This is a genomic window from Vibrio sp. LQ2 (assembly GCF_023920125.1).
Lineage (GTDB): Bacteria > Pseudomonadota > Gammaproteobacteria > Enterobacterales > Vibrionaceae > Vibrio > Vibrio fluvialis.
Genome location: NZ_CP085308.1, coordinates 1,353,795 through 1,369,997, shown reverse-complemented (window position 1 = coordinate 1,369,997; position 16,203 = coordinate 1,353,795). Strand labels below are relative to the sequence as shown.

Below are 16,203 nucleotides of genomic sequence, written 5' to 3'. Positions count from 1 at the left end.
ATGAGTCAGTTTACCCATATCAATGCCTCCGGAGAGGCGAACATGGTTGATGTTTCCGCCAAAAGTGACACTGTCCGCGAAGCGCGGGCTGAAGCGTTTATTCGTATGGCACCGGAAACGTTACAACTGATTATTTCAGGTCAGCACCACAAAGGTGATGTGTTTGCGACTGCGCGTATTGCTGGGATTCAGGCGGCGAAGAAAACTTGGGATTTGATTCCACTGTGCCATCCATTGTTGTTGTCCAAAGTCGAAGTGCAGTTGGAAGCGATTGAAGCGGAAAGTCGGGTACGCATTGAATCGGTGTGCAAACTGGCCGGAAAAACAGGCGTGGAAATGGAAGCGCTGACTGCGGCATCGGTCGCCGCGCTGACCATTTACGATATGTGTAAAGCGGTGCAGAAAGACATGGTGATTGAGCAAGTTAGACTACTGGAAAAGACCGGCGGTAAATCGGGTCACTTTAAGGTGGACGCATGATCACAGTGTTATTTTTTGCCCAAACTCGTGAACTGGTTGAGTGCGACAGCCTGACGTTGGAAGCACAATTTCCCACGGTGGAAGCAGTGCGTGCTCATCTGGCTGAACAACCAGGAAAATGGTCGCTGGCGCTGGAGCCCGGCAAATTGCTGGCAGCGGTCAATCAGTCGATTGTGCCGATGGATTTCGCGCTCAGTGATGGCGACGAAGTAGCCTTTTTCCCACCGGTAACCGGAGGCTAATATGGATAACCGAGTTTCTGTTCAGGTACAGGATTTTTCTGTGGCTGATGAGTATGCCCAGCTTTCTGCTGGGACACAGGCCGGGGCCGTGGTGACGTTTGTCGGTAAAGTGCGCGACATGAATCTGGGTGACAACGTGACTGGCTTACATCTGGAACACTATCCGGGTATGACCGAAAAAGCCTTGCTTGAAATCTGTGATGAAGCTGAGCGTCGCTGGTCCTTACAGAAAGTTCGTGTCATTCATCGTGTCGGTGACATGGATATCGGCGATCAAATCGTGTTTGTTGGTGTCAGCAGTGCTCATCGCAGTGCGTCGTTCGAAGCGTGTGAGTTTGTGATGGACTACCTCAAAACCAAAGCGCCATTCTGGAAAAAAGAACGCACTACAGAATCCACTCGCTGGGTCGATTCACGCGAATCAGATGCGAAAGCCGCAGAGCGCTGGCAGCAATAATCTGACGAATAAAAGTGGCGGCAGAGATTTCATCGTCTCTGCCGTTTTTTTATGCTGCGGTTTCTGCATCAGTAAATGTGCATTGTGCCGCGTCGCTGGTGTTTGGCGTGAAACAGAGCCTTGTCAGCAATAGCGACCAGCTTTTCTGCGGTCATGTCCGAGGACAAACGCAGGCAATGGTGTATGCCGATGGTTACAGACAGCGCATCATTGACGTGAGAATTGTGATGCGGAATTGCGAGCGTCTGAATCTCGCTCAGCAATTGATGCGCTTTGTGTTCGCATTGCTCGACGCTGATATCAGGAATGAACAACAAAAATTCATCACCGCCATAGCGAAAACAGAGATCACCTTTGCGTTTCCAATGATTGAGTGCCTGACTGACCTGTTTGAGCGCTTCGTCTCCTTGCAGATGACCATAAAAATCGTTGTATTCCTTAAAGCAGTCAATATCAATCATAAATAGTGCGCACGAAAGCTGATCCAGTTTCGCCACGTCCAGTGCCTGCGGAAGCAATGAGTCCATCGCATAGCGGTTGTAAACCTGCGTTAAATGATCGATATGTGTCAGGTGTTCCAGTTCCAGTTGATGGCGGGCCAGTTGGTCGACAGTGCGGCGGTATTCAGTAACGTTGCGCACAATCCACAATACGAACTCTGTGTTGGGCAGCGGGATCACCAGCGCGTTAAAAAACTGCAGATCTCGTGGCCCCTCAACATCCTCAAAGCAGGGCATCTGCTTCGGATCAAGCTCATATTCCAATTCCGCCGCCAGGCCGGTTTTCAGCGCCTCTCCGATAACACGATTGAACCAGATGGCTTTATCTGCGGGCAGGACTTGTTGTTGATTCATACCGATAATGGTCGCCGGATTATGATGACGCTGCGTGTCGGTCCCACCCCAGGCTTCCACGTAAATACCTTCACGATTGATCAAAAACGTAGGCTCTGGCAGCGCTTCAAACACGACATGCAGCAGGTCGGGGTTAGCGGAAATGACAGAATAGAAGACTGAGTTCACTACGGCGGTCTCTATTGATGGTTGAGTCAATAGTTAACATATAGATGATATCTCAGGAAAAAGCCTACCGGATGCGCATTGACTAATAAATAAGACAGGTTTTAGAAAATTGTGCTGAAAGCGTGAGAGAGATGGGGCAGGTTGACGCCGAATTCATCGGAAAAATCTATCGACAAAATTGAGGTTTTCCATTTAGTAAAATCAAGAAATTAGTCAACACTTACTAAATAAGCAACATTAGGTTGCGAGCAAGGAGACCGCTATGGATTCGTTAAAAGTAAGAGACTACATGACCGTCAAAGCGGTCACTTTCAAACCGGATATGTCACTGACCGCGGCTTTGGATCGCGTGATCCACTCAAACCATTTAGGTGGCCCGGTGATTGATGATAATGAGCGCGTGATTGGTTTCCTCTCTGAGCAGGACTTGCTGGAGAAGCTGATTAAAGTGAGCTATTACTGCCAGGACACCCACATCGTGAGCGATTGCATGCACAAAGAAGTGCTCTCCGTTTCACCCAATATGTCCATCATTGAGTTGGCAGAAATGATGAAAGTGGGTAAACCGAAAGTGTATCCGGTGGTAGATGAAGGGAAACTGGTCGGCATTATTACCCGCCGGGACGTGCTGCAGGCGATCGGGAAAAATCTGGCGGCGTGCTTCAAACATCCAGTCTAACGCCTTTAACAGGCAAAAAGGCACTTCGGTGCCTTTTGTTTTTTTGTCTGAAGCCCTAAAAAATTAGTGCTTGACCTTGGAGTAGACTCCAAGGTGTAGCATCGGGTTAAGCCTGATAAAAGGAGAAGCGCTATGTGTACCAAGCATGAAGGTTGCCGCTCAGAAAAGTCTGCAGCACCAACCATTAAATCGGTGTCCTGCTCAGCAAGCCCGAAAATTCAATCCATTCACCCTGCTGGTGCGACCAATTCTGAGGGTGGATGCTGTTCATCCAGCAGTTGCAGTGGGGCGGATGGCCCTGACGAGGACGAACCCGCTGGGGGAACCTCAACCTACAAGCAGAGCTGGCGTGTGGTGGGGATGGATTGTCCATCCTGCGCACGCAAAATTGAAACGGCTGTTAACCAACTGACCGATATTGTCGACGCTCGCGTGCTGTTTGCGACGGAAAAACTGGTGGTGCAATTCAACTCAGCCTCAACGGCTGCGGCGATTGAGCAGGCAGTCACCAACACCGGATTTAAGATCTACGACGATCAGCAAAAGAGTTCCGCCCAGCCGGCCAAACCGAGCCATCCGCTGCTTGAAGCGGATACCCTGCGTATTGTTGCACTCGCGGCCATGATGGCTATCGGGACATTGACGAATCTTTGGTCGGTGGAAGCCGGGCGCTGGATTTTTACTATCAGCTGTATTGCCGGTCTTGTGCCCATCGCCACTAAAGCGTGGAAGCTCGCCAAATCAGGCACGCCATTTGCCATTGAAACACTCATGACCGTCGCGGCTGTGGGAGCTCTTTATCTCGGAGAAACTGTTGAGGCAGCAATGGTTCTGCTGCTGTTTTTGATTGGTGAACGCCTCGAAGCGTTTGCGGCCTCAAAAGCTCGCAGTGGTGTGCAGGCGCTGATGGAACTGGTGCCAGAGACGGCTGTTCGTCTGCAATCTGGCGAGAGGATTGAAGTCCCTGCCAGTGAACTCAGTCCGGGTGATATTGTGGAAGTTGCACCGGGCGGGCGTTTGCCTGCCGATGGTCTGCTGTTAGATGCGGTTGCCAGCATGGATGAGAGTGCGTTGACCGGCGAATCTCTGCCCGTTGAGCACGTTCGTGGCGATAAGATAGCCGCAGGTGCGGTGGTGGTTGATCGCGTCATTCAGCTCAAAATCACCTCACGTCAGGGTGAAAATGCCATCGACCGCATTTTGCATCTGATTGAAGAAGCGGATTCGCGTAAGGCGCCGATGGAGCGTTTTCTTGACCAGTTCAGCCGTTGGTACACACCGCTGATGATGGTCGTCGCGCTGCTGGTAGTCACTGTACCGCCACTGTTGTTTGCTCAACCGTGGGAAACTTGGGTATACCGTGGTTTGGCGATGTTACTGATTGCCTGTCCGTGCGCTCTGGTCATTTCGACACCGGCGGCGATTACGTCGGGTTTGGCAGCGGGTGCACGACGTGGTGCGTTGATTAAAGGGGGAGCAGCGCTTGAACAATTAGGCCGGATCCAAAGTGTTGCCTTTGATAAAACCGGTACGCTGACTCAAGGTAAACCGCAGGTGACCGACATTGTGGCGCTCTCCGGTTTGTCGCCAGATCAACTGCTTACGGTCACTGCCGCGATTGAACAGGGCTCACGCCATCCACTGGCGATGTCGCTGGTCAAAAAAGCGCAGAATCAAGGACTGACATTACCGCATGCGCAAGATAAACAAGCTTTGGTGGGGCGCGGTGTGGCAGGACGAATTGGCGAGCATTTCTACCGAGTGTTGGCGCCGGGCAAGGTTGACGTGCCACTGGCTGACTCTGTCAACGAGCTAGTTGCGGCGATGGAAGCGCAAGGAAAAACCGTAGTGGTGGCGCTGGAGAATGACACGCCTATCGGTATCATGGCCTGGCAAGATACGCTGCGTGAAGATGCGCAGCAAGCGATAGCGGCACTGCACCAAATGGGGATTCACACGACCATGCTGACCGGTGATAACCCGCGCAGTGCCCAGGCAATAGCCAGCCAACTCAATATGGATTTTCAGGCCAGCCTGATGCCAGAGGACAAAGTGGAATATGTTCGCCAACTGGCGCAGCAACAGCATGTCGCCATGGTAGGGGATGGCATCAACGATGCGCCAGCAATGAAAGAAGCTAACATCGGTATTGCGATGGGCGGTGGTACGGATGTCGCGCTGGAAACGGCGGATGCGGCCATTACTCACAACCGATTGAATGAGTTACCCGGCATGATTGCGCTATCACGAGCGACTCTGAGCAACATTCGTCAGAACGTGACCATAGCGCTGGGTCTGAAAGGTATCTTTCTGGTCACCAGTCTGATTGGGGTGACCGGGCTGTGGGTAGCGGTATTGGCAGACAGCGGTGCAACGGCGCTGGTGACGCTCAATGCGTTGCGTCTGCTGAAGTTTAAAAAATAGTCATTGCACTGGCTATACTGACACATGGCAAGGTGGCACCTTGCCATGTCACGTTACTCGCCGTTGATAGTGATATTGCTCATAGTTGCATCACAATGACAATTTTGTGTGATAAAGATCATTCTTTAATGAAATGTAATTTCTTATTGCGTTAATACTTGTGAGTTTTGTCACTTAATGTTGGGGCCCGCTCGGCTAAAGTAGCACGGTACCCAAACATATTTATGAGCTGAATAAGCCACAATGAAGGAGCTACTTATGTCTCAAGCCGTATTCCACCTTGGTGTTACCGAAGCTGATCTGAATGGTGCAACATTGGCAATCATTCCAGGCGATCCTGCGCGCGTGCAAAAGATCGCGGAGCTAATGGAAAACCCAGTGTTCCTGGCCAGCCATCGTGAATACACGCTGTACCGTGCTGAACTGGATGGCAAACCGGTTGTGGTTTGTTCAACGGGTATCGGCGGTCCTTCTACCTCTATCGCGGTTGAAGAACTGGCGCAATTGGGCGTTCGCACTTTCCTTCGCGTTGGTACTACGGGTGCTATTCAGCCAAATGTTAATGTGGGCGACATGATTGTCACTACGGGTTCTGTACGTCTTGACGGTGCCAGCCTGCACTTTGCTCCAATGGAGTTCCCTGCGGTTCCTGACTTTGAAGTGGCAACAGCGATGAAGCAGGCGTCAGAAGAGAGCGGTGCAACCGTTCACATGGGCGTGACAGCATCCAGCGATACTTTCTACCCAGGTCAAGAGCGTTACGACACGTTTACTGGTCGTGTTGTCCGTCGTTTCCAAGGCTCTATGAAAGAGTGGCAGGAAATGGGCGTACTGAACTTTGAAATGGAATCAGCAACCCTGCTGACCATGTGTGCAAGTTCAGGTCTGAAAGCGGGTTGTGTGGCGGGTGTTATCATCAACCGCACTCAGAAAGAAATCCCGGATCATTCTACGCTGAAAGAGACCGAAGCTCGCTCTATCAAAGTTGTGGTAGAAGCCGCGCGTAAAATGCTGAAATAATTCCAATGAAAAACGCCACCTTCGGGTGGCGTTTTTTTATGTCTGTCGTTTGCGATCAGGCAATAACTAATTTGGGCAATGGCAGGTACAGGCTTTCAGTCAGATCAGCCAGCATCTGGTCATACACATGCGCGATGCTCAGTGACACATCTGAGGTCAGTTGATACAGCTGTTCGGCATCCATATCAAAGGCCTGATTGTCATGCAGTTCAGACAGTAAATGCATCGCTTTTGAACAGGCTGGTGAGGCAATAGACAGCGGGCTTATCAGCGCCAGTTGATTCAGCTTACGGCGCACCAAGTCGCAATAATGTTGCATGCGCGAACGGCCTTCCTGAGTGTGCATATCTTCAATACAGATACGCAACTGCGTCAGAGCATCCATGGTATCGATGATTTGCTGCCAGTTCATGTGGTATTCATCGCTCAAATCTTCACGGCTGGACTCCACCAGCCATGCCAACATCACTTCATCCATCAGAAACATACAGTGACGAATCGCTTTGCCGTGTACCATCTGGTTACGGGAGATACTGCGATCTGACCACTCTTTCATCAGTGCTTTCAACTTCAACTGTAAAATGCGGTACATAGGTTTGTTGTCGAAGTGAGCAGTTGCGATCAAATGGTTAGATTTTTCGTGAATTAGGTCGTGCAGATGGCTCAGCTCAGCTTCACGGTGTTCACCAAACATCAGAGCATGATGAGTTGCGCTGCGGTGCTGGCGGCACAGATAAAGCAGCTGACGCAGGTCAACCAACAGTTCGTATTTGCGTTGAAGGGTCGATTCTCTTTGTTTGGCAAAGAAGAACATCAGGCACAATATGCCTATCGAAATCAGCATCGAAATAAAGACAAACATAACCAACTCCTTGTTAGTGTTTATACTCCTAAAGAGTTAGCAGCCTTGATGCCAAGTTTTTTGTCTTTATAAATCAATGAATTAACAAGTTTCCAACAATCTTTTTGCACTGAAGTTGTGCAAATTGACCTAAAAGTGTGAGCTGGTTCAATAAAAAAGCTCCCGGGCCAATCGGCACCGGGAGCCTTAACATTTTGATTTTAAACGCAGGTGAGCGCGATTACATCACACGCATACCTGGTTGAGCACCTTCATGAGGTTCCAGAATCCACAGCTCGCTGCCACCAGGGCCGGCGGCCAGAATCATACCTTCTGACATGCCGAACTTCATCTTACGTGGTTTCAGGTTAGCCACCACAACGGTGTATTTGCCAACCAGATCTTCCGGGTTATAAGCCGCTTTGATTCCCGAGAATACCTGACGCATTTCACCACCGATATCCAGTTGGAACTTCAGCAGTTTGTCCGCTTTAGGCACTGACTCACAAGAGACAATCTTAGCAATACGCAGGTCAACCTTCGCGAAGTCATCAAATTCGATTTCGGCTGCGATAGGGTCTTTGCTCAGCTCAGTTTGCTGCGCTTTAGGTGCGGCAGCTTCTGCAGCGGCTTTCTCAGCAGCAGCTTCTTCTTTCGATGCTTCAATCATCGCTTCGATGTGTTTAGGATCGATGCGGTTGAACAGCGCTTTGAACGCGCTGACGGTGTGGCCAGTCAGAGGTTGAGCTACGCCGTCCCAAGTCAGTTCTTGGTTCAGGAAGGCTTCTGAGCGAGCCGCCAGTGCTGGCATCACCGGTTTCAGGTAAGTCAGCAGAACGCGGAATAAGTTGATACCGACAGTACAGATATCCTGCAGTGCTTGATCCTGACCTTCTTGTTTGGCCACAACCCAAGGTGCTTTTTCGTCAACGTACTGGTTGGCTTTATCCGCCAGCGCGGTGATTTCACGAATGGCGCGGCCAAATTCGCGCGCTTCGTAAAGTTCAGCGATACGATCGGCAGCCGCGGCAAATTCGTTGTACAGCTCAGGTTCTGCAAAGCTGTCAGACAGTTTGCCGTCAAAACGCTTGGTGATGAAACCTGCGTTACGTGAAGCCAGATTGACAATCTTGTTCACCACGTCAGCGTTCACGCGCTGAGTGAAGTCTTCCAGGTTCAGATCCAGATCGTCGATACGGCTGTTCAGTTTCGCGGCGTAGTAGTAACGCAGACACTCAGGATCCAAGTGGTTCAGGTAAGTGCTCGCTTTCACGAACGTCCCTTTAGACTTAGACATCTTCGCGCCGTTTACCGTCACGTAGCCATGTACGAACACGTTGTTTGGTTTGCGGAAACCGCTGCCTTCCAGCATCGCTGGCCAGAACAGACTGTGGAAATAAACAATGTCTTTACCGATGAAGTGGTACAGCTCTGTGGTGCTGTCTTTCTTCCAGTATTCATCGAAGTCCAGACCGTCAGTCTTGTTACACAGGTTTTTGAACGACGCCATGTAACCGACAGGTGCATCAAGCCACACGTAGAAGAACTTGTTCTTTTCGCCCGGAATTTCAAAACCGAAATAAGGCGCATCGCGGGAAATGTCCCACTGTTGCAGGCCAGATTCAAACCACTCTTGCATCTTGTTGGCCGTTTCAGATTGCAGTGAGCCTGAACGTGTCCACTCTTTCAGCATGCTTTCAAACTGAGGCAGATCGAAGAAGAAGTGCTCAGAATCTTTCATGATTGGCGTCGCGCCAGAAACCGCTGATTTCGGGTTGATCAGTTCTGTCGGGCTGTAAGTTTCGCCACAAGCATCACAGTTGTCGCCGTACTGGTCTTCAGATTTACATTTCGGGCAGGTGCCTTTAACGAAACGATCCGGCAGGAACATCTCTTTCTCAGGGTCAAATAGCTGAGAAATGGTGCGGCTGGAAATAAAACCGTTCTTTTTCAGCTCCAGATAGATGTGAGAAGCCAGTTCACGGTTCTCTTCACTGTGTGTGCTGTGGTAGTTGTCAAAGCTGATATCAAAGCCTGCGAAGTCTTTTTGGTGCTCTTCACTGACCGCAGCAATCATCTCTTCCGGAGTCATACCCATCTGTTGCGCTTTAAGCATGATTGGCGTGCCGTGAGCATCGTCAGCACAGATGAAGTTTACAGTGTTGCCGCGTAGGCGCTGGTAACGAACCCAAATATCCGCTTGGATATGCTCAAGCATATGACCTAAGTGGATCGAACCGTTAGCGTACGGAAGGGCACAAGTTACCAAAAGTTTTCTTGGTTCAGTTGCCATACTTAATTATTCGCTTTGTTTGATAGGTATTTAATGTGATGGATAATACTACCTGATGACGCTGTTAACTCCAAGGCGTGAGTAGGGCCAAAGCCTTAACTTTTTCGGGGTTCTGTCTGATGCATGAGAGTGATAGCATGAGGCAAAAAGGAGGACCTATGCTCACGTTTACGTCCAAACAGGACTTTTGTTCCTGGTTAAGTCAGTTTTCTCACCCTTATCTACTCTCCGACTGGGCGTCCGCGCCTGGTTTTGTCACGGTTTCACCCACAGGTTCGTTTGTGATTGAGTTGCCGTTTGCCAGCCGCAGCATCGCTGTTGAATTGCAGGCTTGGATTGCGCAGCAGCAATCGGCTCAGATGGTCGCCGCCTTTGACTACACAATCAAAGTGCAACCGAAAGCGCTCGAAACTCAGGTTACGAATCCGGTGAAAGGGGTGAAAAACATCATTGCAGTGACTTCTGCGAAAGGGGGCGTCGGTAAATCAACCACGGCTGCCAATCTGGCACTGGCGATTGCTGCGTGTGGTGCAAAGGTGGGCATTCTCGATGCGGATATCTATGGCCCGTCCGTGCCGATGATGTTTGGTCAGACGGATGCCAAACCGAGCGTACGCGACAATAAATGGATGCAGCCAGTGATGGCGCACGGCATCGCGACACAGTCCATTGGTTACCTGGTGGATAAGTCGGATGCTACCATCTGGCGTGGTCCGATGGCGTCCAAAGCATTGGCGCAACTCCTTAATGAAACCGAATGGCCGGATTTGGATTATCTGGTGCTTGATATGCCGCCGGGTACGGGCGACATTCAACTGACGCTGGCGCAGCAGATTCCGGTTACCGGCGCTGTGATTGTGACCACACCGCAAGACTTAGCGTTGGCCGATGCACGTAAAGGTACCGCGATGTTCGACAAAGTGGCCGTGCCCGTCGTCGGTCTGGTGGAGAACATGAGTTATCATATCTGCAGCCACTGTGGAGAAAAAGAACACATCTTCGGTGTGGGCGGCGCGCAGACATTAGCGGGCGAGTATGGTTTGTCGCTGCTGGCACAAATACCACTGCACATTCAAATGCGTGAAGATATCGATGCAGGGAAGCCGACCGTCATCGCGCATCCGGACTGCGAACATACTGCCCTGTATCTCGACTTGGCGGAACGAATTTGCGCGCATTTATACTGGCAAGGAAAAGCCAAACCGGACCCAATCAGCTTCACTTTAGTGGAGTAACACAGATCACAAAATTTTGCAGAGCGAATGTAATCGTTTGCTCTGCTTTAATGTTGTTCGATTCCGGAAATTACTGACATTTAGCTCTACTGCAAACTGGTATCTGCCCCATGAACTCCCTATAATCAGGCGGTTTATCTTCGTTTCCTCATCTACACGTATCGGGTGCATATACATGTCTGATAATAATCAATGCGTCATCGTCGGTATTGCTGGCGCTTCTGCTTCTGGGAAAAGCCTCATCGCAAGTACCATTTATAATGAACTGCGTGCGAAAGTAGGCGACCATCAAATTGGTGTGATCACGGAAGATTGCTATTACAAAGACCAAAGTCATCTGAGCATGGAAGATCGCGTCAAAACCAACTATGACCACCCGAATGCGCTTGACCACGATCTGCTTTGTGAACACCTTCAGAAGCTGACCCGCGGTGAAGCGGTGGAAGTGCCTGAATACAGCTACACAGAACATACTCGCACCTCAAACACAACCACAATGACACCAAAGAAAGTGATCATTCTGGAAGGCATTCTGCTTCTGACCGATCCTCGCCTGCGCGACCTGATGCACGCGACCATCTTTATGGACACTCCACTGGATATCTGTCTGCTGCGCCGCGTAAAACGCGATGTGGAAGAACGTGGTCGTACGATGGAATCGGTATTGTCTCAGTACCAGAAAACGGTTCGCCCAATGTTCATGCAATTTATTGAACCGTCAAAACAATACGCTGACATTATCGTTCCTCGTGGTGGCAAGAACCGCATCGCGATTGACGTATTGAAAGCGCACATTGCTAAGTTGCTAAAATCGTAATTTTAACCAATGCTTAGCAATAGCTGACTTTATTTTTCTTAGTATAAGTGGCACTTTAGGTGCCACTTTCTTTATCCGTCACGCAAGGAAAAAGCAGATGAAAAAACTGTTCCTGTTCGTTGCTGCATTGTTGATCGTCGTGCTAGGCGCGATCGCAGCCTTAGTGATTCTGGTTAATCCGAACCAGTTTAAACCGCTGCTGGTTGAACAGACCAAAAAACAAACCGGCCTCGATCTGGTGATCGAAGGCGATATTGGTTGGCAATTCTTCCCGTCTATCGGCTTTGAACTGGGTAAAACTGAGCTCAAGAACCCTCAAGGATTCACCAGTCCGAACCTATTTAAAGTAGACAGTGTTGGGATTGATGTATCCGTGATGCCACTGTTCGACAAACAACTACAGATCGGCAACATCCGTCTGGATGGGGCTGAAGTCCATCTGGAAACGCTCAAAGATGGCCGTTCCAATTTAGATAGCCTGACCAAAGCGCAGCAGACTTCCACATCCGGCGAAACATCGGATGCAACACAAGCGCCTGCGCAAACATCGGGCTCAGAATCTACGGCTGCTCAGGATTGGAGTATCAATCTTGCGGGTATCGCCATCAACAATGCGCTGTTAGAGATTCAGGATCGCAAAGCAGGCACGCAAACCAAACTGTACGATGTGCAGCTGCAAGTTTCTGAGTTTGCGGCTGATACCTGGACCAAAGTGGATTTTGCAGCGAAAGGCAGCAATAACCAGCAGCAGTTTGGTGCGAGCGGTAACGCGGAAATCAAGCTGTCGAAAGACTTCAAACAGTACGCGCTGCGAAACATTGTGCTGGATGCAAATTTCAGTGACCCCGCGACGCGTATTGATTCTGCGAAATTGAATTTGGCGACGTTTGAATTTGATCAGGCCAACGCTCTGACCTTCTCGGTGAAAGGTACGGCTTCGGACATGAAGCTCGATGCCAGCGGCAGCGCATCGGTGAAGGTTGATAAGGCAATCAGTCAGGTGAGTGTCGACAAACTGGACCTGACGGCGAATCTTGAAGGTGCGGCACTGCCTCAGTCTCCGATGAAAGTAACGATGCAATCTTCGGTTGCATTTGATATGACCAAGAACATGCTCAATGTTGTGCTGGATAAACTTAGCGCAAATGCGCTGCAGTTTGATGGTAAAGCCAGCGTCGCACTGGGTGATATTCCCAAAGTTCGCTTTAATCTGCACAGCCCGGATATTGATTTAGATGAATTCCTGGGGCTGAATAAACAGCCAGCAGCAACGGCAGAAAGCAAGCCAGCCGCTGGTGGTTCGGCTGGAACCAGCCCTTCAGACAAAGCAGAAACCGAACCGGATTTGTCCGCGTTGAAGACGCTGGATGTGGCGGGGGATGTGACCATCGATAAGTTCAAAGCCAGCAACGCCAAAATGCAGAATGTGAAGACCAGTTTTACGGTCAACCGTGGTGTGATCGATCTGAAATCGTTCACGGCCAATCTGTATCAGGGCAGTGTAAAAGCTACCGCACAGATCGATGCTCGTAAAACTCCGGCCACTTACACAATCAAAAAGACCGTCACCGGCGTTAAGATCCAGCCGCTAATGAAAGATGTGCTGGATAACGACAAATTGGAAGGTACCGGAAATATCGATGTCAACGTACAAGGTAAAAGCCTGACGCCAACGGGCATCAAGCAAAACCTGGCGGGTACAGTGGCCATCAACTTTGCTGATGGTGCTGTCAATGGCATTAACGTGGCACAGCTTATTCGCACCAATTACGCCAAAATCAAAGGTCAGTCGGTGAGTGAGGATAACTCGGTACAGAAAACCGATTTCAGTGCTATGACCGCGACCCTGAAGCTGAACAAAGGCGAAATGACGACCGATAACTTAAGTATGCAGTCACCACTGCTGCGCATTCATGGCGAAGGCAAAGCGAACTACATTCAGGAGACGGTCGATTTTCTGGTGCGTACCTCTATTGTTGGTTCCTTGGAAGGGCAGGGTGGTAAGAACATTGACGAGCTGCGTGACGTGACCATTCCGATTAATGTCTCCGGCAAATGGGCTGATCCGAAATTCAAATTGGTGTTTGATGATGTGCTGAAACAGAAAGCGCAAAAAGAGATTGATCGTGGGCTTGAGAAAATCAACGACAAGATCAAAGACGAGAACACCAAAAAAGCCGTAGACGGCTTACTGAAAGGCCTGTTCAATTAAGCGCGTTATATACACAACAAAACAAAAGGGCTGGAATTTCCAGCCCTTTTTCGATGGCAACGTTTAACGCTACTTTACCAGTCAACACCTTGCAGTGCTTTAACACCAGACTCAAAAGCGTGCTTAACGTTCTTCACTTCCGACACCGTATCGGCCATTTCAATCAGAGTACGGTGTGCGCCGCGTCCCGTAATGATCACGGACTGCATAAGTGGACGGTTGTTCAGCGCTTCAACCACTTCATCGAGGTCGATGTAACCGTAACTCACCATGTAAGTCAGTTCGTCAAACAAAACCACGTCCAGTGACTCGTCCTGTAACATGCGTTTGCACTCCTGCCACACCAATTGGGCCGCGGCAGTATCGCTTTCTTTATTCTGCGTTTCCCAGGTGAAGCCCGTCGCCATTACCTGAAATTCGACGCCTAGTTTTTCCAGCAGATTACGTTCGCCGTTGTCCCAGGTGCCTTTGATGAACTGGGCAACCGCACATTGCTTGCCGTGACCAACAGCGCGGGCAATCGTGCCAAAGCCAGAAGTGGATTTACCTTTGCCGTTACCAGTGATGATCAGCAGCAGACCTTTCACTTCCTGTGCCGCGGCTACGCGGGCGTCCACTTGTTCTTTGACTTTCTGTTGCCTTGCCTGATGGCGTTGTTGTTTGGTCTCTTCGCTGGACATGAGTCATCCTTTCTATCGTTAAGTTATCGCTATGATAGCTCAACAATAGCGCGGCAAAAACCAACGAAAAGCATGGAGATAATCAGCCGAAGAACGTGATGTGGTCAACAGGGAAAAGAGAGCTGCCAACCCGCGTGCTGGCAGCATGAATCGACGCTAGATAGAGAGCTTCTGTACAGTCTCTGATACCAGATCCGCATCGTAGATAATTTCCTCAATCACGCCTGAGACCGTGTTGGCCTGATTTTCACCGTGTGAGGCTTTATCGAAGACGACTTTGATTTTGTGATCGATATTGCCGATGATTTGCGAGTTTTTGTCGATCACAGCAGCGATCTCTGAGGTTGAGGTTGAGGTGCGCGAAGCCAGTTTACGTACTTCATCGGCGACTACCGCAAACCCGCGCCCTTGATCACCAGCTCGCGCAGCTTCAATCGCAGCATTCAGTGCGAGTAAGTTGGTTTGCTCGGCGATTTCACTGATGGTGGAGACGATGGCTTCGACGCTTTTCGACTGGCGGTTGAGTTCTTCAATCAGGCCGCTGACGGCATCGACGGCTGCGTTGATCTCTTTGGAGTTTGATAGCATCGAAGCGATAGAATCTTGCCCCTGACGTGCGATGGTGACGGTATCTTCTGCAATCTGGCACGACTTCTTCGCGGCATCACGTACTACCATGGCTTGCTCCACTCGTTCAGTAATATCGCTTGCCAGTTTAATGATTTTCACCACTTTGTTTTCATGATTGAAAATCGGGTTGTAGGTGGCTTCCAGCCATATGACTCGGCCATGTTTGTCTCGACGTTTAAATAGCCCGGATTGAATTTTGCCTGTCGCAAGATCCGACCAGAAATTCGGGTTGCTTTGGTAAAAGTCGTCTTCGCAAAACATGCGGTGATGCTGGCCAGTAATTTCATCGAGTCGATAATCGAGGCAGGAAAGGAAGTTCTTGTTGGCGTTGAGGACAGTGCCGTCAGGAGTAAAATCGATCACCGCCAGCGATTTGTCCATTGCCTTGAGTAGTGCTTGGTTTCGCTCCAGTTCGACCTGCTCCTGCGTGACGTTGGACGCCACTTTCGCGACATACGCCACTTTGCCGTTTTGTACCACAGGAAAATAGGTCGCTGCGACCCAAACTGCTTTGTCTTGACTGTCTTTGCGAATAAAGCGCCCACGGACGGGCTTACCGTTCTTTAGATCGCCCCAGAGCTGTTTATATTCGGCTGTCACCGTATCTTCGGGGAAACAGAGTATGCTGTGATGCTTACCTGCGATTTGTTCCAGTGTGTAGCCCACGACGCCCAAAAATAAAGAGTTGGCAAAACGTATGTGCCCATCTGGTGTGAATTCAATATACGGAACCTGTTCCTTTATTGCACTTTGAAAGCACTCAAACTGAAACTTCTCATTTTCCAGCGCTTGCAGTGCATGCTGCTTTTTTTTCGACCCAAACATGTTATTTCCTCAACAAATGAAACAAGGCCTTGCACAAAACATTTACGCATATGTATTGGTAAATTCAAGATTATGTTTTTGCTCTTTAGTCGAACATTTCAACTTGATTCAATAAATTTGCGATGCAACAACTATTGGTGCAACAAGTATGTACCAGCTTGTTTCACACCAGCGGTTGTTGATGCCTATGCAATGAGTTTAGTTGAAGTTTACTCTTTCGCCTTCCTGCAACATTGCTTAGGAAAACGGAGTCAGCATTCAGGTTGTAAGCCTGATAAATCTGTCAGTTACATTGAGTTGTTTGAAGTCGGTTGCAGTTAGCAATATAGAAAGCGTTGTTGCACTG

The 16,203-nt window shown here is 49.7% G+C and carries 13 protein-coding genes and 2 pseudogenes; 9 read left to right on the top strand and 6 right to left on the bottom strand.

Annotation, left to right across the window (positions count from 1 at the left end; genetic code table 11):
• Genes moaC through moaE form a run of 3 tightly spaced genes read left to right on the top strand, consistent with a single transcriptional unit; the run spans position 1 to position 1,179 of the window.
• The gene (moaC, locus tag LGV68_RS06400) at positions 1 to 480 is read left to right on the top strand and encodes a cyclic pyranopterin monophosphate synthase MoaC (protein WP_020327924.1); all 480 of its coding nucleotides are present in this window, start codon (positions 1 to 3) and stop codon (positions 478 to 480) included.
• Positions 477 to 722 carry a molybdopterin synthase sulfur carrier subunit gene (gene moaD / locus LGV68_RS06395; RefSeq protein WP_020327923.1) on the top strand — a complete coding sequence of 82 codons (246 nt, stop codon included), beginning with the start codon at positions 477 to 479 and terminating at the stop codon, positions 720 to 722. Before moaC ends, moaD begins: the two co-directional genes overlap by 4 nt.
• Before the next feature lies 1 nt (position 723).
• The gene (gene moaE, locus LGV68_RS06390; protein WP_020327922.1) at positions 724 to 1,179 is read left to right on the top strand and encodes a molybdopterin synthase catalytic subunit MoaE; all 456 of its coding nucleotides are present in this window, start codon (positions 724 to 726) and stop codon (positions 1,177 to 1,179) included.
• A 68-nt stretch (positions 1,180 to 1,247) separates the two neighbouring features.
• Here the strand turns inward: moaE and LGV68_RS06385 are convergent, their stop codons facing one another.
• Entirely contained in the window at positions 1,248 to 2,201 is a 954-nt protein-coding gene (locus LGV68_RS06385) for a sensor domain-containing diguanylate cyclase (protein WP_212571368.1), read from the bottom strand.
• Positions 2,202 to 2,463: 262 nt separating this feature from the next.
• Between LGV68_RS06385 and LGV68_RS06380 the strand changes: the two genes are divergently transcribed.
• The 3 genes from LGV68_RS06380 (at position 2,464) to udp (ending at position 6,324) form a co-directional block, all read left to right on the top strand.
• On the top strand, positions 2,464 to 2,880 hold the full coding sequence (locus LGV68_RS06380; protein ID WP_020327920.1) for a CBS domain-containing protein: 417 nt from the start codon (positions 2,464 to 2,466) through the stop codon (positions 2,878 to 2,880).
• A gap of 132 nt (positions 2,881 to 3,012) precedes the next feature.
• Entirely contained in the window at positions 3,013 to 5,304 is a 2,292-nt protein-coding gene (locus tag LGV68_RS06375; protein WP_252536391.1) for a zinc/cadmium/mercury/lead-transporting ATPase, read from the top strand.
• 258 nt (positions 5,305 to 5,562) lie between these two features.
• The gene (gene udp / locus LGV68_RS06370; RefSeq protein ID WP_020327918.1) at positions 5,563 to 6,324 is read left to right on the top strand and encodes a uridine phosphorylase; all 762 of its coding nucleotides are present in this window, start codon (positions 5,563 to 5,565) and stop codon (positions 6,322 to 6,324) included.
• Between the two features lie 55 nt (positions 6,325 to 6,379).
• On the opposite strand, the gene LGV68_RS06365 is transcribed toward udp, so the two are convergent.
• Together LGV68_RS06365 and metG are read right to left on the bottom strand one after the other, a co-directional pair.
• The gene (locus LGV68_RS06365) at positions 6,380 to 7,186 is read right to left on the bottom strand and encodes a hypothetical protein (protein WP_020327917.1); all 807 of its coding nucleotides are present in this window, start codon (positions 7,184 to 7,186) and stop codon (positions 6,380 to 6,382) included.
• 220 nt (positions 7,187 to 7,406) lie between these two features.
• Positions 7,407 to 9,458 carry a methionine--tRNA ligase gene (gene metG / locus LGV68_RS06360; RefSeq protein ID WP_032081500.1) on the bottom strand — a complete coding sequence of 684 codons (2,052 nt, stop codon included), beginning with the start codon at positions 9,456 to 9,458 and terminating at the stop codon, positions 7,407 to 7,409.
• A gap of 158 nt (positions 9,459 to 9,616) precedes the next feature.
• On the opposite strand from metG, the gene apbC reads away from it, so the two are divergent.
• The 3 genes from apbC (at position 9,617) to LGV68_RS06345 (ending at position 13,722) form a co-directional block, all read left to right on the top strand.
• Positions 9,617 to 10,693 carry an iron-sulfur cluster carrier protein ApbC gene (apbC, locus tag LGV68_RS06355; RefSeq protein WP_171933462.1) on the top strand — a complete coding sequence of 359 codons (1,077 nt, stop codon included), beginning with the start codon at positions 9,617 to 9,619 and terminating at the stop codon, positions 10,691 to 10,693.
• 175 nt (positions 10,694 to 10,868) lie between these two features.
• Positions 10,869 to 11,510, top strand: coding sequence for a uridine kinase (gene udk, locus LGV68_RS06350; RefSeq protein ID WP_020327915.1), 642 nt, complete (start codon positions 10,869 to 10,871; stop codon positions 11,508 to 11,510).
• Positions 11,511 to 11,607: 97 nt separating this feature from the next.
• Positions 11,608 to 13,722, top strand: a complete 2,115-nt coding sequence (locus tag LGV68_RS06345; RefSeq protein WP_024373875.1) for an AsmA family protein — start codon at positions 11,608 to 11,610, stop codon at positions 13,720 to 13,722.
• A gap of 74 nt (positions 13,723 to 13,796) precedes the next feature.
• Here the strand turns inward: LGV68_RS06345 and cobO are convergent, their stop codons facing one another.
• The 3 genes and pseudogenes from cobO to LGV68_RS06330 all read right to left on the bottom strand — a co-directional run.
• Positions 13,797 to 14,402, bottom strand: coding sequence for a cob(I)yrinic acid a,c-diamide adenosyltransferase (gene cobO, locus LGV68_RS06340; protein ID WP_020327913.1), 606 nt, complete (start codon positions 14,400 to 14,402; stop codon positions 13,797 to 13,799).
• 156 nt (positions 14,403 to 14,558) lie between these two features.
• Positions 14,559 to 14,966 (bottom strand): annotated as a pseudogene (locus LGV68_RS06335) (methyl-accepting chemotaxis protein); the annotation flags it as partial.
• Positions 14,967 to 15,095: 129 nt separating this feature from the next.
• Positions 15,096 to 15,857 (bottom strand): annotated as a pseudogene (locus LGV68_RS06330) (PAS domain-containing protein); the annotation flags it as partial.
• Positions 15,858 to 16,203 lie beyond the last annotated feature (346 nt).